At 63.5% G+C, this 23,267-nt stretch carries 22 protein-coding genes and 1 tRNA gene; 10 read left to right on the top strand and 13 right to left on the bottom strand.

The window, feature by feature from the left end:
* Window positions 1-674 precede the first annotated feature (674 nt).
* Window positions 675-911, top strand: a complete 237-nt coding sequence (locus ACVIIW_RS03900) for a hypothetical protein (protein WP_456699530.1) — start codon at window positions 675-677, stop codon at window positions 909-911.
* A 192-nt stretch (window positions 912-1,103) separates the two neighbouring features.
* On the opposite strand, the gene ACVIIW_RS03905 is transcribed toward ACVIIW_RS03900, so the two are convergent.
* The 4 genes from ACVIIW_RS03905 to dnaG all read right to left on the bottom strand — a co-directional run bounded on the left by ACVIIW_RS03905 (window position 1,104) and on the right by dnaG (window position 8,935).
* Entirely contained in the window at window positions 1,104-2,789 is a 1,686-nt protein-coding gene (locus tag ACVIIW_RS03905; protein ID WP_456699531.1) for a methyl-accepting chemotaxis protein, read from the bottom strand.
* A gap of 399 nt (window positions 2,790-3,188) precedes the next feature.
* Complete coding sequence (locus ACVIIW_RS03910; protein ID WP_456699532.1) at window positions 3,189-3,566, bottom strand: thiol-disulfide oxidoreductase DCC family protein; 378 nt, start codon at window positions 3,564-3,566, stop codon at window positions 3,189-3,191.
* An 832-nt stretch (window positions 3,567-4,398) separates the two neighbouring features.
* On the bottom strand, window positions 4,399-6,549 hold the full coding sequence (gene rpoD, locus ACVIIW_RS03915; RefSeq protein WP_456699533.1) for an RNA polymerase sigma factor RpoD: 2,151 nt from the start codon (window positions 6,547-6,549) through the stop codon (window positions 4,399-4,401).
* Window positions 6,550-6,922: 373 nt separating this feature from the next.
* A complete protein-coding gene (gene dnaG / locus ACVIIW_RS03920; protein ID WP_456705082.1) occupies window positions 6,923-8,935 on the bottom strand; it encodes a DNA primase in 2,013 nt (670 codons plus the stop codon).
* Between the two features lie 162 nt (window positions 8,936-9,097).
* Here dnaG and ACVIIW_RS03925 point away from each other — a divergent pair, with 162 nt between their 5' ends.
* The gene (locus tag ACVIIW_RS03925) at window positions 9,098-9,661 is read left to right on the top strand and encodes a chlorite dismutase family protein (protein WP_456699534.1); all 564 of its coding nucleotides are present in this window, start codon (window positions 9,098-9,100) and stop codon (window positions 9,659-9,661) included.
* 70 nt (window positions 9,662-9,731) lie between these two features.
* On the opposite strand, the gene ACVIIW_RS03930 is transcribed toward ACVIIW_RS03925, so the two are convergent.
* Both ACVIIW_RS03930 and ACVIIW_RS03935 read right to left on the bottom strand, forming a co-directional pair.
* Window positions 9,732-10,130 carry a gamma-glutamylcyclotransferase family protein gene (locus tag ACVIIW_RS03930; RefSeq protein ID WP_456699535.1) on the bottom strand — a complete coding sequence of 133 codons (399 nt, stop codon included), beginning with the start codon at window positions 10,128-10,130 and terminating at the stop codon, window positions 9,732-9,734.
* Window positions 10,131-10,176: 46 nt separating this feature from the next.
* Window positions 10,177-11,085, bottom strand: a complete 909-nt coding sequence (locus tag ACVIIW_RS03935) for a transglutaminase family protein (RefSeq protein ID WP_456699536.1) — start codon at window positions 11,083-11,085, stop codon at window positions 10,177-10,179.
* Window positions 11,086-11,175: 90 nt separating this feature from the next.
* Between ACVIIW_RS03935 and ACVIIW_RS03940 the strand changes: the two genes are divergently transcribed.
* Window positions 11,176-11,982, top strand: a complete 807-nt coding sequence (locus ACVIIW_RS03940; protein WP_456699537.1) for an N-formylglutamate amidohydrolase — start codon at window positions 11,176-11,178, stop codon at window positions 11,980-11,982.
* Window positions 11,983-12,025: 43 nt separating this feature from the next.
* On the opposite strand, the gene ACVIIW_RS03945 is transcribed toward ACVIIW_RS03940, so the two are convergent.
* The 3 genes from ACVIIW_RS03945 to ACVIIW_RS03955 are packed head-to-tail and all read right to left on the bottom strand — an operon-like array spanning window position 12,026 to window position 14,686.
* Window positions 12,026-12,643, bottom strand: a complete 618-nt coding sequence (locus tag ACVIIW_RS03945; RefSeq protein ID WP_456705083.1) for a LysE family translocator — start codon at window positions 12,641-12,643, stop codon at window positions 12,026-12,028.
* 49 nt (window positions 12,644-12,692) lie between these two features.
* On the bottom strand, window positions 12,693-13,238 hold the full coding sequence (locus ACVIIW_RS03950) for a hypothetical protein (protein ID WP_456699538.1): 546 nt from the start codon (window positions 13,236-13,238) through the stop codon (window positions 12,693-12,695).
* Between the two features lie 2 nt (window positions 13,239-13,240).
* Window positions 13,241-14,686 (bottom strand): LVIVD repeat-containing protein, encoded by a 1,446-nt coding sequence (locus ACVIIW_RS03955; RefSeq protein ID WP_456699539.1) that lies wholly within the window; start codon window positions 14,684-14,686, stop codon window positions 13,241-13,243.
* 117 nt (window positions 14,687-14,803) lie between these two features.
* Between ACVIIW_RS03955 and ACVIIW_RS03960 the strand changes: the two genes are divergently transcribed.
* Both ACVIIW_RS03960 and ACVIIW_RS03965 read left to right on the top strand, forming a co-directional pair.
* The gene (locus ACVIIW_RS03960; protein ID WP_456705084.1) at window positions 14,804-15,118 is read left to right on the top strand and encodes an ArsR/SmtB family transcription factor; all 315 of its coding nucleotides are present in this window, start codon (window positions 14,804-14,806) and stop codon (window positions 15,116-15,118) included.
* A gap of 87 nt (window positions 15,119-15,205) precedes the next feature.
* Window positions 15,206-15,718, top strand: a complete 513-nt coding sequence (locus ACVIIW_RS03965) for an SRPBCC family protein (protein ID WP_456699540.1) — start codon at window positions 15,206-15,208, stop codon at window positions 15,716-15,718.
* Window positions 15,719-15,869: 151 nt separating this feature from the next.
* Here ACVIIW_RS03965 and ACVIIW_RS03970 read toward each other — a convergent pair whose 3' ends face one another.
* Together ACVIIW_RS03970 and ACVIIW_RS03975 are read right to left on the bottom strand one after the other, a co-directional pair.
* Window positions 15,870-17,006, bottom strand: coding sequence for an epoxide hydrolase family protein (locus tag ACVIIW_RS03970; protein ID WP_456699541.1), 1,137 nt, complete (start codon window positions 17,004-17,006; stop codon window positions 15,870-15,872).
* Window positions 17,007-17,261: 255 nt separating this feature from the next.
* Complete coding sequence (locus tag ACVIIW_RS03975) at window positions 17,262-17,717, bottom strand: GatB/YqeY domain-containing protein (protein ID WP_456699542.1); 456 nt, start codon at window positions 17,715-17,717, stop codon at window positions 17,262-17,264.
* Between the two features lie 231 nt (window positions 17,718-17,948).
* Between ACVIIW_RS03975 and carA the strand changes: the two genes are divergently transcribed.
* Window positions 17,949-19,139, top strand: a complete 1,191-nt coding sequence (gene carA / locus ACVIIW_RS03980) for a glutamine-hydrolyzing carbamoyl-phosphate synthase small subunit (protein ID WP_456699543.1) — start codon at window positions 17,949-17,951, stop codon at window positions 19,137-19,139.
* A gap of 118 nt (window positions 19,140-19,257) precedes the next feature.
* Window positions 19,258-19,779: a cupin domain-containing protein gene (locus tag ACVIIW_RS03985; RefSeq protein ID WP_456699544.1), complete on the top strand. Its 522-nt coding sequence runs from the start codon at window positions 19,258-19,260 to the stop codon at window positions 19,777-19,779.
* Between the two features lie 143 nt (window positions 19,780-19,922).
* Here the strand turns inward: ACVIIW_RS03985 and ACVIIW_RS03990 are convergent, their stop codons facing one another.
* The gene (locus tag ACVIIW_RS03990) at window positions 19,923-20,447 is read right to left on the bottom strand and encodes a Dps family protein (RefSeq protein ID WP_456699545.1); all 525 of its coding nucleotides are present in this window, start codon (window positions 20,445-20,447) and stop codon (window positions 19,923-19,925) included.
* A 105-nt stretch (window positions 20,448-20,552) separates the two neighbouring features.
* Between ACVIIW_RS03990 and ACVIIW_RS03995 the strand changes: the two genes are divergently transcribed.
* Together ACVIIW_RS03995 and ACVIIW_RS04000 are read left to right on the top strand one after the other, a co-directional pair.
* Window positions 20,553-21,254: a class I SAM-dependent methyltransferase gene (locus tag ACVIIW_RS03995; RefSeq protein ID WP_456699546.1), complete on the top strand. Its 702-nt coding sequence runs from the start codon at window positions 20,553-20,555 to the stop codon at window positions 21,252-21,254.
* A 54-nt stretch (window positions 21,255-21,308) separates the two neighbouring features.
* Window positions 21,309-21,384: transfer RNA gene (locus tag ACVIIW_RS04000), tRNA-Ala, on the top strand.
* Between the two features lie 113 nt (window positions 21,385-21,497).
* On the opposite strand, the gene ACVIIW_RS04005 is transcribed toward ACVIIW_RS04000, so the two are convergent.
* A complete protein-coding gene (locus tag ACVIIW_RS04005) occupies window positions 21,498-21,869 on the bottom strand; it encodes an ArsR/SmtB family transcription factor (RefSeq protein ID WP_456699547.1) in 372 nt (123 codons plus the stop codon).
* A 113-nt stretch (window positions 21,870-21,982) separates the two neighbouring features.
* Here ACVIIW_RS04005 and ACVIIW_RS04010 point away from each other — a divergent pair, with 113 nt between their 5' ends.
* Window positions 21,983-23,152: an MFS transporter gene (locus ACVIIW_RS04010; protein ID WP_456699548.1), complete on the top strand. Its 1,170-nt coding sequence runs from the start codon at window positions 21,983-21,985 to the stop codon at window positions 23,150-23,152.
* The last annotated feature ends 115 nt before the right edge of the window (window positions 23,153-23,267 follow it).

Raw genomic sequence — 23,267 nt, forward strand, 5'->3', positions numbered from 1 at the left:
ATGCCCGCGATCAACGACGCCGAAACCAACGCCGAAAAACAACCCCATGCACAGTAGGAGCACGACAGATCAGCGCCTGCTCTTTTTCCGAATCACGCTTGACCCGTCGGGCAAAACAGCGGTATTGTGCTGGCATCGCAGACTCCGGCGTTGGCGCCTGCCCGCGCCGCGTCCGGAACAGCATCGTGCATCCACCATCATGCCGACGACACGGGGATTCCGCTGCGCAAGGTCGCGGCCCCGCAACTCGGCCAACACGCGCGCCTTCTCGCTGCGCCTCCAGAGCGCGGCAGGATGAACAAACGATTTCGACATCTCGAACATCTGCTTTTCGAAATTGCGGGAACCCACCATGACATCTGCCGCATCTGATGCGCCGCTGCGACATCATGGCCACAACGATTTGCCTTGCCATGCCACAGCGCAAGCGATATTCTTCTATCTCAGGTTGTTGCCCTGCCAGCCCCGGGCGACGCCGACGACCGAAATAAACGGCGGGCTTTATGGCCCGCCGTTTATCGAGGCGAAGGCCGATCGCGGCACGTTCGGCCGCTCCCAAAAACAAGCGCGATCAGGCGGTTGCACGGCCAGTCCACCGGCGCGTCTGCCGCAACGCGGATTCCGACATCCGCGAAGTCATTTGACTGCGGCGCCCTGATCGACGACAAGCCGCCATGGCCAAAAAACCCGGAACCAACCCGAAGGGCGAATTCGCCTTTTTCAACGTCGTCTACGAAGACGGCTCCCAACGCTCCAACCGCCGCGTCCCCACCGAGCTGCTCGGCGGCCTCGACGGCGACGAACCCGCGCGCAACTACATCATGGAGCAGGACCGCGAGATCGCGGAAAAGAGCGGCCGACCGGCGCTGGAGATCGAGCGGATCGAGCGGGTCGGGGCGAAGAAGAAGTAGGCTTCGGCCCTATCCGCGTCATTGCGGGTTAAGCTAGGCCGATCCGCACTTGATGTAACGAAATCCATAGACGCGCTTGTAGAGATGGACGGCCGAGCAGACCGGATTTGCTCAACCTGAGTTCTTTCGCATTTTTGACCCACACCGGACTCTGGAGCCGGCCGCTATGGAGTGTAACGAGGGTTCATGTCCCTAAGCCGCCCGAACTGAACTTAGGAATCTGCCGACCTCCAGCTTCAGCCGATTGCTGTCATGCGAGAGCGACTGGGCAGCCGACAACAGCTGAGACGACGCCGAACCTGTTTCGTTCGCCCCTTGCTGCACGTCGGTGATGTGGGTCGAGACACTGTGCGTGCCCTCAGCGGCGTGCTGCACGTTCCGCGAAATTTCCTGCGTGGCAGCACCTTGCTCTTCAACCGCCGCAGCAATAGTCGATGAGATTTCGGAAAGCCGCTCGATAGTTCCGCTGATTTGCCGGATCGCGGCAACCGATTCGTCAGTTGCGCCCTGGATGGACGTAATTTGCTGACCGATTTCTCCAGTCGCCTTTGCAGTCTGTTCCGCAAGCGCCTTTACCTCGGAGGCCACAACAGCAAAGCCGCGTCCGGCATCGCCCGCGCGTGCTGCCTCAATGGTAGCATTCAGCGCGAGCAGATTCGTTTGGCCCGCGATTGTGTTGATCAATTCCACGACGTCGCCGATACGAGATGCGGCTTTCGAAAGCGTGCCGACGCGTTCATTGGTGGCCCGAGCCTGCTGCACGGCCTCATTGGCGACTCGCGCAGACTCCTGAACTTGTCGGCCTATTTCATTGATTGAGGATGACAGTTCTTCACTTGCCGAAGCAACGGACTGCACATTTGTGGAGGCTTCTTCGGAGGCAGACGCAACCATCGTCGTCAATTTCTGCGATCGCTCGGCAGTTCTTGTCAACGTTGAGGCGGAAGCTTCAAGCTCGGTCGAAGCTGTGGAGACGGTCTCGACGATTTCGCCAACGGCGCTTTCAAAAGCGTCAGCCAACTTGCGCATGTCGCGCTTGCGCTGCTCGGCCGCCGACTTCTCCGCCTCGGCCTGTGCATCCCGCATTCGTTCAGTCTCAATCGCGTTGTCCTTGAAAACCTGAACCGCACCGGCCATCTTGCCAATCTCGTCCTTGCGGTCGGCGCCGTCGATTGCAACGGCCCGGTCGCCGCCTGCCAGTCGCCTCATGACGTCTGTCATCGCCACGATTGGTTTCGAGATGCTGGTGATGATCAGGTATCCCATCAGAGCGCAAAGCGTGGCGGCTAGTGCCAACGCGCCCAAAATCCACGTCCGAGCAGAGCGGTAAACGTCGGCGCCCTTGTCCGCTTCTTTCTTGCCCGCATCCACATTGAAGGCGAGATCATCAGAGAATCCCTTGCGGACGGCCCTGAAATCCTCATTGAGCTTGCCGAGATAGAATTGCGCGGCCTCATCCCGACTCTTCCTCGCCAGCTCGGCGAGCTGCTTGCTGTCTTGCAGATAGGTCGCCCAGGCCCTTTTGAGGGGCTCCACGATAGCCAGTTCGGCCGATGTCGTGACCGTTGGCTCGTATTTCTTCCAGACCTGGTCGAATTCCTGGAGCGTCTCTCCTATGAGGCCTTCCGTGCGAGCCACCTCGCTTGCACTTGACGCGAGGACCAACTGCCCCTGGCGGGCCCGCAGTTGCTCGGCGGATCTGGAGAGCGAGCCAAGCCATCCCGTCGCCGGCAGCCAGTTGTCGCGAACTTCGGCAGCGGAATCATTCACTGACGCAAGTCGATCGATGGCGAAGGCGCCTAACCCTAGCGCCGTGAGCAGTACGATGGAGAATGCTAAGAGAACCTTGCTTCGGACCGAAATGTCTGAGAGGCGCATGAAACTGACCTACGGGGGGTTGAATCTGCACAATTATGAGCCACCCTAAGCTGTCTTTCTTGAGTTCAGGTAAATCTTAGCATCAATTTTAAGCAAATGACGTTTTTCTAAGCAACCGTTGGAACGCCTGGCGAGGCGACCTGCTCCCCTTTGGTCACCTGCCTCTTGCAGCCGCAATGAGATCAAAGTCGCGTTCTGGCCCCGAGGCTGCCCGCTCGTCCCGGGCGATGCGAAGCATCGTCCCGCGCGGCGGGTGAGGGTTAGCCCCCTCACCCGATTTGCACGCGACGATGCTTCGCATCGCGAGCGCAAATCGACCTCTCCCCGCTGGGGAGAGGCGTCAGGATCCGCGGCCGGCCTATCGACTCAATCCAAAGCCGCGATGCTCCAGCCGCACGCTCACCATCGTCCGCACCATCTGTTCCAGGCAAACAGCAGATCGGCAAACCGGTCGTAGACGAACCGCGTGACCGGCAGCGCCACGCGATTGCCTGACAGCGCCGCAAGCCACCCCTCGCCCGGTGTCATCCGCCACAGCGCAATCGCAACATCCGCGCCGACGATGAGCCGTCCGGCCTCATCGGTTGCGTGCAGGCGGCGCCTGATGTCGTCGAGCGAAGCGCCAAACCGCGCCAGCGCATCGGGCTGCTCGTTGATGTCTTTGAATTCGATTGTGCCCGCCCGCACCAGCGCCAGCAGCTTGTTGCGCTGCCAGTCGATGCCGGCGTCGCAGACGGGGCAGCGGGTGTTGTACCAGACGGTGAGGTGGGGTGGCATCGATGCGCCTTTCGCGTCGGAAGTATAGTCCGACAGAAAGCCAGGTAAACGTCTTCGGCTGAAGCTGCCGATACGAAGGCACAAAGAAGGAGCGGCCCGACCTAGGCCCGCCGAATTGCTCGGCGGCCTCAATGACGACGAGCCCGCGCGCAACTTCATCAGGGAGCAGGACCGCGAGAGCGGGCGGCCGGCGCTGGAGATCGAGCGGATCGAACGGGTTGGGGCGAAGAAGAAGATCCACGTCATTGCGAGCGCAGCGAAGCAATCCAGAAATGCGGGATGCGCGACAGAGCAGACCGGATTTTCTCAACCGAAGTTCTTCGCATGTTGACCCAAGCAGCTATTGCCTTCGAAGCAGATCACTCTGCTCAAGCCATCCCACGATCCTGATCGCACTCTTCTCTGCGGACAGTTCAGTAACGTCGATAATCTCCGCCACCGTCCAGCAGATTGGCTTCCATTCGCATGCTTGGCAGAGCCTGAGGGTCAACCAGCTTTCGAAGCACAGTACGTTGCGTTGACGCGATCCGGCGCACGTTCTCCTCTATCGAGCAATCCAACACGACATCACAAAGAGCAGTGCCGCGGGTATCAGCCATGGCTCGGATCGTTGCCCAGTTTTCAAGACCAAACGGTGTGTCGGCATACGCGCTGGTCAAAATGATTGGCAGTTTGGCAGGGGCTTTGCTGGCCCGATCAGAAGCAATGCTCCTGAGGCGCAAAATTGCTTGGCAATTTTGTCGCGAGCTCCTCGCAATGTCGGAGCGAGAGCCGGGCCAAAGAAAAACGGCGGGCTGTTGGCCCGCCGTTTACGTTCTGATTGAAACTCGTATCAATTATCCAAGAAGCTCCGCAGCTTCCGCGACCTTGACGGATGCTTCAGCTTCCGCAGCGCCTTCGCCTCGATCTGGCGGATGCGCTCTCTCGTCACCGAGAACTGCTGGCCCACTTCTTCCAGCGTGTGGTCGGTGTTCATGCCGATGCCGAAGCGCATGCGGAGCACGCGCTCTTCGCGCGGGGTGAGGGAGGCGAGCACGCGCGTGGTGGTTTCGCGCAGGTTCGACTGGATCGCGGCGTCGATCGGCAGGATCGCGTTCTTGTCCTCGATGAAATCGCCGAGGTGTGAATCCTCCTCGTCACCCACAGGGGTTTCGAGCGAGAGCGGCTCCTTGGCGATCTTGAGGACCTTGCGGACCTTTTCGAGCGGCATGCCGAGTTTTTCGGCGAGCTCTTCCGGGGTCGGCTCGCGGCCGATCTCGTTGAGCATCTGGCGGGATGTGCGCACGATCTTGTTGATCGTCTCGATCATGTGCACGGGGATGCGGATGGTACGGGCCTGGTCGGCGATCGAGCGCGTGATCGCCTGCCGGATCCACCACGTGGCGTAGGTCGAGAACTTGTAGCCGCGGCGGTATTCGAACTTGTCGACCGCCTTCATCAGGCCGATATTGCCTTCCTGGATCAGGTCGAGGAATTGCAGGCCGCGGTTGGTGTATTTCTTCGCGATCGAGATCACGAGACGGAGGTTGGCTTCCACCATCTCCTTCTTGGCTTGGCGTGCCTCGCGCTCGCCCTTCTGCACGGAGTGCACGATCTTGCGGAACTCGACGATCTCGAGGCCCGTCAGCGCCGCGAGCTGATGCACCTCGTGACGGAGATCCTTGATGCGGTCCTTCTCGTGGTGGACGAAGTTCTTCCAGCCCTTGGCCGAGAGTTTCGAGACGCGGTTGAGCCAGCGCGGATCGAGCTCCGAGCCGGTGTAGTTGCGCAGGAAGTCCTCGCGCGCGACGCCGTGGCTGTCGGCGAGGCGCATCAGGCGGCCCTCATGCGAAACGAGGCGCTTGTTGATGTCGTAGAGCTGCTCGACGAGGCTGTCGATACGGGCCTGGTTGAGGCGCAGCGACTTCACCTCGACGATGATCTCGTCCTTGAGCTTGCGGTACTTGCGCTCCTGGTGCGGCGACAGCGAGGGACCGTGCGAGGTGCTCTCGAGCTGGTTCTGGATGTCCTGCTCCTGAAGCTTGCGCAGCTTCTTGTAGCTCTCGGCGATCCTGTCGAAGATCTCGACGACCTTCGGCTTGAGCTCGGCCTCGATCGCCGCGAGCGACATCTGGTTCTCGAACTCGTCGTCCTCGTCCATGTCGGCTTCGGCGGCGGCTTCGCCCGGATCCTTGTCCTCGCCACCGGGACCGCCGGCGGCGGGCTGCGCGGCGCGGAACGGGGTCGGCGACGGCGGAGCCGCGGGCGGCGCGACATGCGCGGGCGCACCGGCGGCTGCGGCCTCGCCCTCGGCCGGCGCTTCGCCGTTCTCACCGACCGGACCCGCGATCATCGCAGTGTTCATGCCGGCCTTGGCATCGGGACCGGCATAGGTGGCTTCGAGATCGATGATGTCGCGAAGGAAGATCTTTCCTTCGTTCAATTCGTCGCGCCAGATGATGATGGCCTGGAAGGTCAGTGGGCTTTCGCAGAGGCCCGCGATCATCGCCTCGCGGCCGGCCTCGATGCGCTTGGCAATCGCGATTTCGCCTTCGCGGGAGAGCAGCTCGACCGTGCCCATCTCGCGCAGATACATGCGCACGGGATCGTCGGTGCGCTCGCCCGGCTCGCTCTTCTTGACCTCGGTGACGGCCTTCTGCGTGACCTCGACGAGCTCGTTGTCGGTCTCGTCCTCGCCCTCGTCCTTCTCTTCCTCGCCTTCAGTATCGTCGGCTTCGGTGACGTTGATGCCCATGTCCGAGAGCATGGACATGATGTCCTCGATCTGCTCGGGCGAGGTCTGGTCGGACGGCAAAACCTCGTTGAGCTGATCGAAGGTCACGAAGCCGCGCTTCTTGGCCTGCTTGATCATCTTCTTCACTGCCGCATCGGACAGATCGAGCAAGGGCGAGGGCGCGTCCTGGGAGTCCTTCTCCGGCGCGTCCGCTGCCTTGTCGTCCTTTTCCTTGTCCTTCGCCTGCAGCGTCTTTGCCTTGATGGCCATCCATTGCTCCTAAACGCGTTTCATGCAGACGTGCGCGCGCCCGCGTGAAATCACTTGAACCTATTGCTCGACGCTCTCGCTTCGCCAGATCTCGACACGGAAAGGGCGGCGCGCACATCTCTCGCCACCCCGACCTCTCTCTCGCCGGATTTGCCTAACGCTTCGTGAGCCTCTTTGTCGCAGCGGATGCAGGTGAAGTGCCAACAGCGATTGCGCGGATTCATTCCTGACGCGTCTGTTCTGCCTGCGGCCGCCTGGTGGCCAAAGTGCTACAAGACCGTTAAGCCTCGATTAACCCTGTTTTTGCCGCCAAACCTCGGATTTGGCGAGTCTTTTAGCGGTACCTACCCCAGCCGTCCGCATGAATCTTTCATCACACGCTCTTCTGGAACCGGCCCGACAGCTCGCCAAAACCCTCGATCAGGGCCTCGGTACCGTCGACCTCGGCCAGTCGGGCCTTGACGTCACGCAGCCACGCCAAATTGGCCTCGCTGGGGTCCTCCCCCAAGGCCAGCTCGGCGTCCTTCAGCTCCCTAAGTAGTGAATGGTATTGCCGATGCAAGGCAACCAGCTGGTGCCAGGTCGCAAGAACGTCATCCCGCGCCGCGCCCTCGCGGGCGCCCCACACCGCCGCGGTGGTGATGCCGCCTTCAACCCTTTGAAGAACCTGAGAAAACCCGCCCCTTTCGAGGTCGCCGCGCATTTTCTCGGCCTGCTCGCCGGGGTCGGGGGAATGGTGATGGTCGTTGGCAAAAGCGGCGATGATGGCGGCCCGCAGCTTATGGGCCTCGGGATGGGCGAGTTCCAGGGCGGCCACCTCTTCGAGGTGATCGTGCAGCAGCCAGGGGTGGTTGATCAGGGATTGCAGGATCAGGGCCTCCCGGCGGGAGATTGCACTCCTTTGGCCGCGCATGATCGGGCTGGCCGCGAGCTGGGGGCTTGCCGCCTGGTAGGGACCTGACGGCAGCGGGATCGGGCCGGGCGCGCCGCGGCGGCCTCCGCCGAAACCTTGGTTGCCGAATCGATTCGCTCCCCCGCCGCGGGGCGGGAAGGGACGACCGCCGCTTTGGCGGAAATTGCCCCTGCCGGCAAAGCCGCCGCGGCCGCCATCGGGGGCGAAGGTGCGCTGCAGCCGCTCGACGAAATCGTCGCGATAATAGCGCCTGACAACCTCGTCGCGGATGCCGTTGGACAAGTCCCTGATGCGCGCTTCCAGCGCGGCGCGGCGCTCGGGCGTTGCGAAATTGCCGCCTTCGAGTTCGCGCGACCACAGCATGTCGGCGAGCGGACGCGCCGCCGCGATCACCTCCTCGATCGCGCCGCGACCACCGGAGCGTGCGAGATCGTCGGGGTCCTGCCCTTCGGGCAGCAGCGCAAAACGCAGGCTCTTGCCTGGCGCGAGAAACGGCAAGGCAAGGTCCGCAGCACGATAGGCCGCCTTCTGTCCGGCGCGGTCGCCGTCGAAGCAGAGGATCGGCTCGTCCGCCATCTTCCAGAGCAGCGCGAGCTGGCTTTCCGTCAACGCAGTGCCGAGCGGCGCGACGGCGCCCGGAAAACCCGCGGTGACCATGGCGATGACGTCGACATAGCCTTCGACCACGATCAGCGCGCTGCCGTCATGGGTGGCTTTGCGCGCGGTCTGGTGATTGTAGAGATTGTCGCCCTTGTGGAAGAGCGGCGTCTCCGGCGAATTCAGGTATTTGGCCGGAACGTCCTTCTCCAGCGCGCGTCCGCCGAAGGCGATGACGCGGCCGCGGATGTCCGTGATCGGAAACATCACGCGATCGCGGAAGCGATCGTAGGGCACGGGAATGTCGTCGCCGCCGATCAACAGGCCGGTCTCGACCATGTCCTCGACGGAGACGCCGAGCTTGCCGAGATGCTCCTTCAGCGCGAAGCGCTCGGGCGGCGGCGGCGCATAGCCGAGACGAAACTGCAATTGCGTCGCCGGGGAGATGGCGCGATCGGCGAGATAGCCCCGCGCCTTCGCACCGACGCGCGAGGCCAGCGTCTCCGAAAAGAACTTGGCGGCGAGCTCCATGACGTCATGCAGGGTGCGGCGGCGCTGCTCGTGGCGGGCGGCATCCGGCGTCACCGCGGGCAGCGGCAGGCCCGCCATGCCGGCGAGCCGCTCGACCGCTTCGGCGAACGGCAGGCCGTCGGTCTCCATCACGAAGCTGATGATGTCGCCGTGCTTGCCGGAGGAGAAGTCGTGGTAAAAACCCTTCTGGTCGTTGACGTAGAAGGACGGTGTCTTCTCCTGCTGGAACGGCGAGAGCCCCTTCCACTCCCGCCCCGCCTTCTTCAGCTTGACGCGCTTGCCCACGACTTCGGAGACCGAAAGCCGGGCACGCAGCTCGTCGAGGAATTGGGGCGTGAAGCGCACGGCCATGGTGTAGCGCAATCCAGAGTGAGTCGGGCGAAGGGATCAGGGATATAGGTGCGGCCAGCCCAGAAGTCAGGTTTGCGCGGGTTATCCGGATTATTCGACCTATGCACAGGGTGTGGAAAGGCTTGAACCCCGTCCGGTTCCACGCTTCCATGGGTCATGTTCAGGACCTTTCGGGGCGGTCAGAGCGGGGGCTGGCGCGTGACCTCGATCTCGCCTGTCGCGGGCGAGCCCCTGCCTTTCATGCCGGCGCTGTCGGTGATCGACGGCGACGCCGTCGCGCTGCCGCTGGTGCCCTCGCGCAATGCGTGGCGCCTGGTCGGGGCACCGAGCAACTTGCGCTACACCGAACGGCCCGAGCAGCAGCAGCTCGAGAGCGTGCAGGCCGGCCTCGGCCGGTGGGAGGCGACCTGCGCGGCACTGATCCCGATCCGCAAATCGCAGGCGTGGTGGGGGCTGACGCAGGAAGAGCGGCGCAAGATATTCGAAGACAAGTCGCACCACATCGCGAGCAGCCTTCGCTTCGTGCCCGCCATCGCGCGCCAGCTCTATCACTGCCGCGATCTCGGCGAGCCCTTCGATTTCCTGACCTGGTTCGAATTCGCGCCCGCGCACGCCTCGCTGTTCGAGGAGCTGGTGGAGATGCTCAGGCAGACCGAGGAATGGAGCTATGTCGAACGCGAGGTCGATGTGCGCGTCGTGAAGGAAGTGTTGTCGGCTTGATGATCGAGATTGCATCTTCGATGCAATCCGACCTCTCCCCGCATGCGGGGCGAGGTGAAGACAGAAGCTGTTAGTGCTCCAGAAAGCGGCCGGAGGCGATGGGCGGCAGGCCGATCACCGGCCAGTTGTAGACATAGGTCCAAGCCTTCTCCGTGGCGCCATCGGCGCCGGTCACGTCGATCAGCATCCGCAGATATTCCGTCGGCTCCGGAAAGCCCTCGCCGCAGGCCTCGTACATGTCGAGCTCGCGCAGGAGCTCATCCCCCGCACGCAGCCGGAAGAGCTCACCGTACGCGCGCTCGGTCGGCGCGTCGGACAGCAGCAGTCCCGGATAATGCTTCACCAGAACGAGGCGGCCACGGCAGCTCGCCTCGCCCAGAAAATCCGCATGCTGCGCCAACAGCCGCGCCATCGGATGATCGAAGCCGCGCATCAGGGTGCCGTAGACGAAGAGACGATCGGAGGTCATGGGCGGTTCTATAGACTCTCCAGGCCGTCATTGCGAGCAGCTCCATCTAGAGAGCCGCCGCTTCCAGCTCCTCGCTGCGCTCCGCGGCCGAGACCACCCGGACGCTCACGTCCATGACATCGAAAGCGTCCCGGGCGCCGATATAGACGCCGTGCAGCGGGATCGCCTGGCGCGGGTCGCGCGCCACCGCGACGCGGATGAGATCGCGGGTTCCGACGATGCCGTTGGTCGGATCGAACTCGATCCAGCCCGCGCTCGGCAAATAGACCTGCACCCATGCATGGGTCGAGCCGCCGCCGACATGGCGCGGCGCGATGTCATCGGGCACGAAGACGTAGCCGGAGACGAAGCGCGCGGCGATGCCGAGCCGGCGCAGCGCCTCGATCATGAACAGCGCGTAATCGCGACAGGTGCCGGTGCCCCATCGCAACGTATCGCACGGGGCTTGCGTGCCCGGCTCGTGACGCCTGCGGTATTCGAACTGCTTGCGGATGGCGTGGGTGATGCGGCTCAGGATCGCGAACGTCGGCGACGGCATATCCTCATCGACGAAGCTGCGCGCCCATGCCGCGATCTTGCCCTCGGGATCGGCGTATTGCGGCGTGATGTACTGGACGAGATCGGGCAATTCCGCATCGTCATAGACGAACGGATAGAAATAGGCGGGATCGTCAGGCGTCAGCGCGAAGTCTTCGACCGGATTGTGCGCGACGGTGACATGCCAGTCGAAAACCAGACGATCCGCGCGCGCGTCGAAATCGGCGATCGCGACGGAATTGCCGAATACGTCGTGAATCCAGCGCAACGACATCGGCTCGGGCGAGATCTTCAGCCTGGAGTCGAGCACGCGCAGATCATGGCCGTCGCTTGGACGCAGCATAAACCTGTGCTCGCCGAAGGCCACGGGACTGGTGTAGCGATATTCGGTCTTGTGATGAATCGTCAGCAGCGGCATCGTCGGCAGATCATGGTGATGTTGGGCAGACCGAGTTGTCGATCGTATGCCCGATGTCCGGGGCGACTGCTTTATCGATAGGCAATCAGGATGGCTTTCAACACAGCCGGGGCTGCGGATCAACTCCTTGGAGAAGGCGATATTCCGCCAGTGCATGAGGTGAATGCGGAGGGGACATCGCCCTTCCTGCTCACATCGGACCATTACGGCCGCATTCTACCGCGCGCGCTCGGCGATCTCGGTATATCGGAAAGCGAGCTATCGCGGCATATCGGCTGGGACATCGGCATCGCCGGCCTCGCCGAACGGATGGCCAACATGCTCGACGCGCATCTGATCGCGCAGCGCTATTCGCGCCTCGTGATCGACTGCAACCGCCCGCCCGGCGTGGCGAGCTCGATTCCCGTGATATCGGAGGCGACGGCGATCCCGCGCAACGAAGGCATTTCCGAGAGCGAGCGCACGGCACGCCGGCGCGAGATCTTCGATCCCTATCATCAGCGCATCGACGCTGTGATCGACAGCCGCCTGCGTGACAAGCGGCCGACGGTGCTGGTGTCGCTACACAGCTTTACGCCCGTTTATGCCGGCGTCGCGCGGCCCTGGCACATCGGCGCCCTCTACAACCGCGACACCATGCTGCCCAAACTCCTGCTGAAACATCTGCGTAGCGAGGGCGACCTCGTCGTCGGCGACAACGAGCCCTATGCGGCAAGCGATCTCACCGACTACACGATCCCCGTTCACGGCGAGGCGAGAGGTCTCGTCAACACCGGCATCGAGATCCGCCAGGATCTGATCGCCGATCAATCCGGCCAGCAGCAATGGGCCGAACGCCTGGCGCGGATTTTTGCGGAGATCGAGACGGAGCTGAAGCCGGGGCTGTTGGCCGGCTAGCCGCCGCGCCGTCCTGATGGCGCGACAGCTTACTTGCCCTTGCTCACCTGGCCCGGATCAGCGCCAGCCAGATGCCGCCGCCGATCATGAAGCCGCCGGAGACGCGCGACACCATGCGGGTACGGCGGGCCGAGAAAAAGCCGCGGACTTGACCGGCGAGCAGCGCATAGATCCCGTCCGTCATGCCGGCAAGCACCATGAAGGTGATCCCGAGCACCAGGACCTGCGACAGCTGATCCTTGCTCATGTCCATGAACTGCGGAATGAATGCGCCGAAGAACACCAGCAGCTTCGGGTTCGACAACGCCACGACAAAGCCCTGCAAGAGAAAGCCACCTCGAGGCGGCGGCGGCGGCTCATCAACGGAGACGCCCTCGACCGGAGAGCGGATCAGCTTGATGCCGAGCCAGACCAGGTAGGCCGCGCCCGCAAAGCGCACCCAGTTGAACCAATAGCCCATCGTCGCCATCAGCGTGGTGAGACCGACCGCAAGGACGCCGATCGCGATCAACAAGCCCATCTGCACGCCGAGAATGTTGGTCAGCGCCGCGCGCGTGCCGTGGCGCAGGCCGTTGGCGATGACGATGGTGACGATCGGCCCCGGCAGCAGCGCGAGCGCAATGCAGGCGGCGACAAAGGCGAGATAGGCTTGCATGGACATCATGGGGAGAACTCGCTGATGGCGATTTGCCTGCATTAATGCATGGCACTCACTTTCCGTCCAGCGCCGCCGCCGCCCACGCCTTGATCTCCGGTGTGCGCAGGAACACGAGCGCGGCATGCTGCATCGCGCCGGCTTCGCCACGCCCCTGCACCGCCACGACCAAGAGATCGCAGCGGCGTGAGAGCGCGACGCCGATGGCGGCGTGGCTCGCCGCCTCATGGGTGGCGAGATCGTAGTGCCGCGCACGGCCATGCATCTCGCCCATGTGCACCGCCTCACCCGGCGCAGTGGCGCTAAAGCGCGGCGTGATCAGATCGATGTCGGCAACGCGATCGATCTCATCATCATCGGCAACGCCGCTCTCGCAGTTACAGAAGCCACGCTTGGCGCGGACGTAGAGCTCGGCACCGTCGCAAGCACCGCCCCCGCAACGAAAGGCGCGGCCGGCAGGCCAGCCGTCGCGCGGGAACGGCCAGGCGAGCTCGCGCCAATGCTCCGAGGTTTGCGCTTGCGGTGACGCGAGCTGATAGGCGCCGACGCCCGATGCGCCGAGCACGGCAAGGACGAGCGCGAATGCCGCCGCGGGCCGCATCGTCAGTTCTTCGGCAGGCCGGCGACGGCGCGGGCCGCCCCGGTCAGCTCGAGAATGTGCAGGCCGGTGTTGGCGCGATCGACGATATAGATGTAGCCGCGCTCGTCGGTCTCGACATTGTTGGTCTGGATCGCGACCTTGCAGCGTTCGCCGCCCTCGACCGGAATGCAGCGCTTGTCGGTCGCCTGCGTGATCGCCGGGATGAAATAGCCGACTTCCCTGGGATGATAGGGATCGCGGATGTCGAGCGCCCGCACGCCGGCATTGAAGAAGGCGATGAAGGCCATCTTCTTGTAGTAGACCGGCGCCATGCTCTCGTTCGAGGAGTGCGAGCCGAACCGGCCGCCGCGCTGGCAGAACTGGCCGCTGGCCTCCGGCACGGTGTAGCTCGAGATCATCATGGGCCGCGTCTCGGTGGTGACGTCGGCGAACCACACCATCTGCCGCGCTTCGCCGCATTCGTTCAAGATCGCCTCGTCGACGATCATGACGATGTCGCGGGTCTTGCCGTCCTTGTCCTCGGCGAATTCGGCGACGGGCATGTCGAGCATCGGAAACGTGGTGTGCGCGCCGTTGAACGCGGACATCGGCAGCCGCGAGATCTCGGGAGAGCGCAGATTGTCCGGCGTCGGCTCCTTCGGCCCATTCAGGAGCTTCTCGCGATCGACGATCTGCAAGATGCCGGCCTTGTCGGTGCCGTAGCCGAAATAAACGCGGTTGCCTGCGGGCCCGGTCGAGATCGGCCCGTGCAGTTCGGTCGGCACCGCGCCGGTCGAGCCGGGCTCCTGGCCGGGCAGGCCGAAGTCGCGGATTTTTTGCGGATGGGCGGGATCGGAGAGATCATAGACCTGCGTCATCCGCCTCGTGCGCCAGTCCGGCGCGCCCGAAACGAGATAGGCAATGCCGGTGTCGCATTCCCACCAGCTCTTGTGCGTGTCCTTCAAGCCACCGAGGCGCGTGACCAGCACGGGATTGGCGGGGTCGGCGACATTCCAGATCTCATGCGCCTCGCTGCCGAAGGTGCGCAGCAGGTAGACCGCGTTGGGATCGGCCTTCGGCAAGCCCTTGCCATCGCACACCCGCACCATCTGTGCGCCGCCTGATTCGTACTTGCCTGGCTGGCCCGGCAGATGCCTGAGATATCTGGGATGCGCGGGATCGGTGACATCGACGATCGAGGTCCCGTTCGGCTCCGCTTGGCCGGTCATCGGATTGACGGGATCAGGCACGTCATCGGTGCCGCCGTGGTGGCCGATATAGGCGATCCAGCGGTCGCCCTGATGATGGATGGTCGGCTGATAGGCGCTTCGCGCCTGAAGATCGTTGGTGCCGACCAGTTTCATGTTGGACGCCTCGGGCGGCGCCCCGATCGTCTGCTTCTGTGCGTGGACCAAGGCGCTGCCGGCGAAAAGGACGAGGGCGGCAGCAGTCAGGACGCAACGGAACATCAAAGTCCTCCCGGAACCAATCTGCGTTGGCTGAGATACGAGGCTAGCACAGCCATCTGCACGCGCCAAAGACATCATCTTGACATGCAACCATTTGGTTGCTTATTTATGGCTGACATGGATGAAGTCTTCAAAGCGCTCGCCGATGCATCGCGACGGTCGCTGCTGGACCGGCTTCACGCCAGGAACGGCCAGACGTTGAACGATCTTTGCGAAGGCCTGGAGATGACGCGCCAGGCGGTGGCAAAGCACCTGGTCATCCTCGAAGAGGCCAATCTGGTCACGACGATCAGGCATGGCCGCGAGAAGCTGCACTATCTCAACCCGGTGCCGATCCACCAGATCGGCGAGCGCTGGATCAGGAAATTCGAGCGCGGCAAGCTCGCCGCACTCGGCGAATTGAAACGTCAGCTGGAGAAGCGCGATGAGTAGGCCGCGATTCGTCTATGTCACCTCTATCGAGGACAGCCAGGTGCCCACCATTCCGCGCACGGCGCTCAACAACGGGTTCGACGCAAAATGAATCTCGATCAGTTCAATCCGCTGACCGTCTACACCATCTACATCGCCTCCACGCCGGAGAAGGTGTGGGAGGCACTGACCTCGGCCGAGTTCAGCAAGCAGTACTTCTTCGGCAACGCCGTCGAGGTCGAGCCGCGGCCTGGGGGCGCCTTCATCGTGCGCACGCCCGATGGCGCCCTGCATATCAGCGGCGAGGTGCTCGCCTACGATCCGCCGCGCAAGCTCGCAGTGACGTTCAACGTCAACTGGCCCGAGCTGATCGAGAAACTGGGGCCAACCCTCGTGAGCTACGACATCGAGCAGGTGGGCGATGCCGTGCGGATCACCATGAGCGAAGGCCATGATCGTCCGCTCAGCGACGATATATTGTCGGGCGGCCGATCGGGCTGGCCCGCGATCCTGTCCAGTCTCAAGAGCCTGCTCGAGACCGGCAAGCCGCTCGTCGTCAAGCTCGGGCCGCCGCAGCGGATGCTGGATGCGCTCAAGGCGATGGGAATTAAGACGCCATAGAAGCGGCAATCTCCACCGTCACCGCAATGCGAGCAGAAGGGCCACGCCGAGATTGGCCGCGAGCAGGCCTCGGTCGATCACGAAGATCCCGAGCATCGGACCTTTCAGCACCGCCACGAGCCCGCAGTTCGCGCCGCAGGGTGGATGCAGCTCAGCGCACCGTCGCGAAGAATGTCCGGACGTCGCGCACAAACAGCTCCGGCTGCTCGAAAGCGGCGAAATGCCCGCCCTTCTGCATCTCGCTCCAATGCGTGATGTTGGCGAAGCCAGGCTCCATCCAGTGCCGCACCGGCGCGATGATCTCCTTGGGAAACACCGCAACGCCCGTTGGAACGTTCACGGCCGGCGTGGTCCGCCGTTTCCCGAAACTCTCCCAGTAGAGCCGCGCGGACGACGTCGCCGTCGCCGTGGTCCAGTAGAGCATGACGTTGTCGAGCAGCTCGTCCTTGTCAAAGATGTTTTCGGGATGACCGTCACAGTCGGTCCAGGCCCAGAATTTCTCCAGGATCCAGGCGGCCTGCCCGCTCGGCGAATCCGTCAGGCCATAGCCGAGCGTTTGCGGCCGCGTCGCTTGCTGCTTGGAATAGCCGGAGTCGAGATCGACATAATGCTTGAGGCCGGCGAGCGCGCGCTTCTCTTCCCCTGTCGGCTCACCCTCGATCTTCGGTGCCGTGTTGAAGGCGAGCGTGATGTGGATGCCGGCGCAATGTTCGGCGTCCTGTGCGCCGAGCGAGGTCGTCACCGCCGAGCCCCAATCGCCACCTTGGGCGCCGTAGCGCGCGTAACCCAGCCGGTCCATCAGCTTCGCCCAGGTCGCGGCGATGCGGTCGACGCCCCAGCCGGTGCTCTTGGGTTTTGCGGAGAAGCCAAAGCCCGGCAGCGAGGGACAGATCACGTGAAAGGCATCTTCGGGATTGCCGCCATGCGCGGCGGGATCGACCAGCGGCGCAATCACCTTCTGGAATTCGACGATCGAGCCGGGCCAGCCATGGGTGATGATCAGCGGAAGCGCGTTTGCCTCTTTCGAACGGACATGCAGGAAGTGGATATCGAGCCCGTCGATCTCGCTGATGAACTGATCGAAGCGATTGAGTTTTGCCTCGCGCCCCCGCCAGTCGTAACCGTCGGCCCAATAGGCGCAGATCTCCTGGATCCATTTCAGCGGCACGCCCTGGCTCCAGTCGTCGACCAACTCGGCCTCGGGCCATCGCGTGCGGGCGAGGCGTGACTTGAGGTCGGAAAGGACGTCGTCGCTGATCGCGATACGGAACGGTTTGACGGCGGTCATCGGCGGCCTCCTCTTGTTCTTCTTTGTCGAAGAGACTAGACCGGATCGGAGCCGCGACAAAGGTACTCATCCTCCCCTGGAGGGGTCCGAGACGAGCGTAGCTCGCTCGTGGATCGGTTCGCATCGAGCGAAGCGGCATGCGAACCGAGGTAGGGTGAGAGTCTCTCCACGGAAGCGGAGCCCGAATGGAGAGATCACCCCACCCCGCTCGCGCTTTCCGCGATCGACCGTCCCCCTCCGGGGGAGGGGAAGCGGTTAGCCCGACAGCGCGGCCTTCACGAGACCGGATGCCTTGCCGAAATCCATCTGTCCGGCGTATTTCGCCCGCAACGCCGCGATCACCTTGCCCATGTCCTTCATGCCGGCGGCCCCGGTTTCAGTGATGGCGTTTGCGATCGCCTTCTGCACCTCCTCCTCCGACATCTGCTTCGGCAGGTACGCCGAGATCACTGCGATCTCCTCGCGCTCTTGCGCGGCCAGCTCGGCGCGGCCCCCCTTGTCGTAGAGCTCGACCGCCTCCTGGCGCTGCTTGATCATCTTTTGGAGCACGGCGAGCAGGTCGGCGTCCGAGAGCGGCGGCTTGCCCTGGCCGCGGGCGTCGATGTCGGCGTTCTTGATGGTCGAATTGACCATGCGCAACGTGGAGAGCTTGCGCTCGTCCTTGGCCTTCATGGCCTCCTTGACCGCATTGTTGATGTCGTCGCGCAGCATGATCGTGATCCCTTCGAATATCCGAGGCCTGATCTAGGCCGTTCGCCGGAAAGAGGCCAGACCGAACCTTGCACGAGCGGTTCATTGTTTCCCGGCCGGCGGGCAAAATTGCCCAAAATTTCTCGAGCCAGCCTAAGTGCCTGAAGCGGCCCGTCAAATATGCAAAAACGCATGTGAATCCGCCGTTTCCCGCTTTGACGGGGGGGCGTGGGGGCCTTATGAAGCGGGCTCATGACACAACATGACAACGATCCCGCCTGGCCGGACCACAAACCGACCGCGCTCCTCGTGCTTGCCGATGGCACGGTGCTCGAAGGCTTTGGTCTCGGCGCCGAAGGCCACGCGGTCGGTGAAGTCTGCTTCAACACCGCGATGACGGGCTATGAAGAGATCCTCACCGATCCCTCCTATGCCGGCCAGCTCATCACCTTCACCTTCCCGCATATCGGCAATGTCGGTACCAACGAGGAAGACATCGAGACCGTGAACATGGCCGCGACGCCTGGTGCGCGCGGCGTGATCCTGCGCACTGCGATCACCGATCCCTCGAATTACCGCGCCACCAAGCATCTCGACCAGTGGCTGAAGGCACGCGGCATCATCGGCCTCTCCGGCATCGACACCCGGGCGCTGACTGCGCTGATCCGCTCCAAGGGCATGCCCAACGCCGTGATCGCGCACGCCAAGGACGGCGAGTTCGACATGCATGGCCTCAAGGAGGAAGCGCGCGAATGGCCGGGCCTCGAGGGCATGGACCTCGTGCCGATGGTCACCTCCGGCCAGCGCTTCACCTGGGATGAGACGCCCTGGCTGTGGGACAAGGGCTTTGGCCGGCAGGAGAAGCCCGAGTTCAACGTCGTCGCGATCGACTACGGTATCAAGCGCAACATCCTGCGCCTGCTCGCCGGCGTCGGCTGCAAGGTGACGGTGGTGCCGGCGACGACCTCGTCCGAAGACATTCTGGCGATGAAGCCGGATGGTGTGTTCCTGTCGAACGGTCCGGGCGATCCGGCCGCCACAGGCAAGTACGCCGTGCCTGTGATCAAGGACGTCATCAAGTCGGGCACGCCGACCTTCGGCATTTGTCTCGGCCACCAGATGCTCGGCCTCGCAGTCGGCGCGAAGACGAAGAAAATGCATCAGGGCCATCACGGCGCCAATCATCCCGTCAAGGACGAGACCACCGGCAAGGTCGAGATCACCTCGATGAACCACGGCTTTGCCGTGGACGAGACGACGCTGCCTGATGGCGCGACACAGACCCACATCTCGTTGTTCGACGGATCCAATTGCGGCATCCAGCTCGACGGCAAGCCGGTGTTCTCCGTGCAGTACCACCCCGAGGCCTCACCGGGTCCGCGCGACTCGCACTATTTGTTCCAGCGCTTCGCCGACCTGATGCGGCAGAAGAAGAGCGCGTAAGGCGCACGTGAGCAGGACGACGAGATCGAGCCCGGGCCATGTCCCGGGCTTTTTCGTCAAAGGAACGTCGTTTCACCCGCGCCGTTAATTCCTGTCACTTTCGCGCGGGAGCCCTGCCATGTCCGTCGTCCGCGACAACGCCGAGCCGCTTGCCATCGTGTTCGAGGACGACGGGCGCGTGCCGAACAACATCCTTCCGTTCCTGGTCTACCAGGGCGCGGTGGCGCTCGATCCGAAGCAGCCGGAACAGGCCATCGAAAACCTGTTCGCGACCAACGATTGGGGCGGCACCTGGCGCAATGGCGTTTACGACTATCTGCACTATCACGCGACGGTGCATGAGGTGCTCGGTGTCGCGCGCGGCCACGCCCGCGTTCGCTTCGGCGGCGATCACGGCCAGGAGCTGGACATCAAGGCCGGTGATGTCGTGATCCTGCCCGCCGGCACGGGGCATCAGTGCATCAAGGCGAGCGATGATTTCTGCGTGATCGGCGCCTATCCGCCGGGCAGCAAGATGGAGATCACGCGGCCGACGCCGGAGAACCACGCCAAGGCGCTGAAGACGATTCCAGAGGTGGCGCTGCCGCCAGCCGACCCGGTGACGGGCAAGCATGGCGCGCTGATGCGGCTGTGGCGATAGGACAAAGACGGTGCCGTAGGGTGGGTTAGCCGAAGGCGTAACCCACCACGGTATTTATCCGCGGAAACAGAAGAGGTCGGTTACGGCCCTGCGATTGCGCTTTGCGCTATCGCAGGGCAAACCCACCCTACGGCAGCGCGCCCTTATGCCTCGTTGCCGCCCTCCTGCCGCGTCGCCTCGAACAAGAACCACGTCCGGCGTTCGGTCTCGTCAATGAAGACTTCCAGAATGCTGGCGCTGGCGACGTCGCCGGCGTCGTCGCAGACCTCGTGCGCCTTGCGCATCGCCGCCGCGACATGCTTGTTGTCCTGCATCAGCTCGCGCAGCATTTCGCGCGGCGGGACGTAATCGTCGTCGTTGTCCTTGATGGTCTGGAGCTTGGCGACCTGGCCGATCGACCTCAGCGTGGTGCCGCCGATCTTGCGGACGCGCTCGGCCAGCTGGTCGGTGGTGGCGAAGATCTGGTCCGACTGCTCGTCGAGCAGCAAGTGATAATCGCGGAAATGCCGGCCGCTGATGTGCCAGTGGAAATTCTTGGTCTTCAGATACAGCGCGAACGCGTCGGCCAGAAGCACGTTGAGCGCTTCCGAAACCTTCTTGGTTGCCGCCGCGGGGAGATCGGTGGGGGTGTCGAGATCGGGCGAGACCTTGCTGGGGGCTTTGCTCACGGGAAACCTTCCTGTTAGGACGCAGACGTTGACGGCGGGCCGTCGCACCCCTAACGCAAGGCAGGCAACGCGGTTCCCCCTTGGGGAACCGTTGGGCGGGACACTATGGACGATTGGATCGACTACTACGACTCGACGCATACGATCTATGTCAGCAAGCTGCATCGCGACTTGCACTTCCAGATCATCGCGCGGGACATCATCGGTTACATCACCTCGCCGGAGGCGACCGTGCTGGACTATGCCTGCGGCGAGGCGCTGTCTGCGAGCCAGGTGGCGTCGGCCTGCGGCCAGCTGATCCTGGCCGAGCCCGCGCCCGGCGTGCGCGGCCGGCTGATCGCGCGCTTTGCCCCGAACACCAAGATCCGCGTCCGCTCGCTCGACGACGTCCGCAAGATGCAGGACCAGTCCATCGACCTCGTCGTGATGAACTCGGTCGCACAATACATGACGGCGGAGGAGCTCGATGCCGCGCTCCTCAATATCAGGCGGATTTTGAAGCCATCGGGCAAGCTCGTGCTCGGCGATATCCTCCAGCCCCAGGTCGGCATGGTCAGGGACGTGACGGCGCTGCTCTCGTTCGGCCTGCGTCACGGCTTTTTGAAGGATGCATTGATCGGGTTGGTCAGCACCGCGCTATCAGACTACCGTCATCTGCGCACGCGCATCGGTCTCCAACGCTACAGCGAGGACGAGATCACCGCCAAGCTCAAGGCCGCCGGCTTCGCCAGCCAACGCGCCAACACCAATATCGGCCACAACCGCTGGCGTATGACCTTCATCGCAAGGCCGCCACTGGTGCGTTAAGCATAACCACCGCCTGAGGTGGCTTGTCGCACCCCGATCGGACATGATCGCCGCGGCCCGGTGGCGGAAGCGTCTACGCGAGAGCAGTGCATTGCTCTTCATCCTGGTTCAAATCCAGGCCGGGTCTCCACGCTTCGCCCTTTCGGGGCTACGCGTGGCGCAGCCAGCAAGACCCGAAGGGGCGAAGCGTGTCCGGCGTAGCTGGAGCGCAGCGCAAGCGAAGACGGACTCCCTCCCCGCGGCTCAATCCGCCTCAACCGCATCGCACTCCGCAACCAGCTTTAGCCGCTCCGCGTCCTTCGCCGCTGACTTCAGCACCGCATCGAGCAGGCCCGGAAAGCGCGCCTCCAAATCGTCGCGGCGCAGCCGCATGAAGCGGTTCGTGCCTGCCACACGCGTCTGCATCAGCCCGCAATCGCGCAGCTTTGCGAAGTGATAGGTGAGGTTCGACTTGGCGGAGAGCCCATTGAAGTCGCCGCAGCGAAGCTCGCTGCTGACACGTTCCTGCTGGGCGAGCTGATAAACGATCGCCAATCGGATCGGATCGCTCAGACAATCCAGAACCAGCGGCAGCTCGATCTGCTCGCGGGCGGGGTGGGGAAGCGTGCGGCTCATGATTTCCGAATCATAGCGATACCACCGGGATGTTCAATAGTTCTTGAACCAATTGACTCCTAAATCGCCATGTTCGATGGTTCAATAATCATTGAACATAAGGATTGCTTCCGATGAGCGTCATCTGGCTGGCCCTCGCGGCCTTTGCGATCGGCACCGAAGGCTTTGTCATTGCTGGGCTTTTGCCGGCGATCGCCAATGATCTCTCGATTTCGGTCGCCGCCGCCGGCCAACTGGTCACCGCGTACGCCCTCACCTATGCCGTGGGCTCGCCGATCCTCGCGGTGACGCTGAACAACATCGACCGCCGAACGGTGCTGGCGCTCGCGCTGTCGACCTTCATCGCCGGAAACGTCGCGGCAGTGGTGGCGTCCAACTACGCCCTGCTGCTGGCCTCGCGGATGCTGATGGCGTTGGGATCCGGACTGTGCATGCCGACGGCGCTCGCCGTCTCGGTTGCGGTCGCCTCGCCCGAACGGCGTGGCCGGGCGGTGGCGCTGGTCACCTCGGGCCTGACCATCGCTACCGTCGTCGGAGTCCCCGTCGGCAATCTCGTCGGCAGCCTGTTCGGCTGGCGCGCAACCTTTGCGATGGTCGCCGTGATCAGCGCGGCCGCGCTCGCCGGCCTGCTGCTCGGCCTGCCCCGCGGCCTGCCGCGCAACACGGCCTCGCTCAGCGAACGGCTGGCGCTGGCACGTCACAGCAATGTTTTGATCGCTCTGCTCATCACGATTTTATGGGCGCTCGGTGGCTTCACCGTATTCACCTATTTCGCGGTGCCGCTGCGCGGCCTCGGCTTCGATGCCTCGCAAATCAGCCTTGCCCTGCTGGTGTTCGGCGGCGCGGCCGCGATCGGGAACATGCTCGGCGGTGTGCTTGCGGACCGGCTCGGAACGCTCGCAACCGCAGCTCTCGGGCTCTCCGGCATGGCCGGCGCGCTGATCCTGCACTCGCTGGTGCTGAAGCTGATGCCCGCCCAGGCGCACTATGCGGTGCTGGGCGCGATCTTCCTCTGGGGCATTTCGGGCTGGGCGTTCTATCCAGCCCAGATCGCGAGCCTGATCCGGATCGAGCCGCAGGCCTCGATGATCGCCCTCTCGCTCAACGCTTCCGCGATGTATCTCGGCTTCGCCATTGGCGGCGCGCTGGGCGGCGCGGTGCTGGCGACCCTCTCGCCAAACGACCTCGGCTGGATCGGTGGATCAAGCGTTGCGGCGTCGCTTCTGATGCATCTCGCCCGAGGCTGGCAGGCGCGGCCAAAACCCGTCAAAATTGCCGGTTGATGGGCGTTTTTCGGGGTTTCGCCGCCCCGAAAACTGGTCTAAGACCCACCCGCGCGCGAGGGAGACCACCGCGCTCTCGGCCAAAGGGACGCGCAGCAGCGCGCCCTTTTTTTGT

The sequence above is a fragment of the Bradyrhizobium sp. USDA 4449 genome (assembly GCF_054056275.1).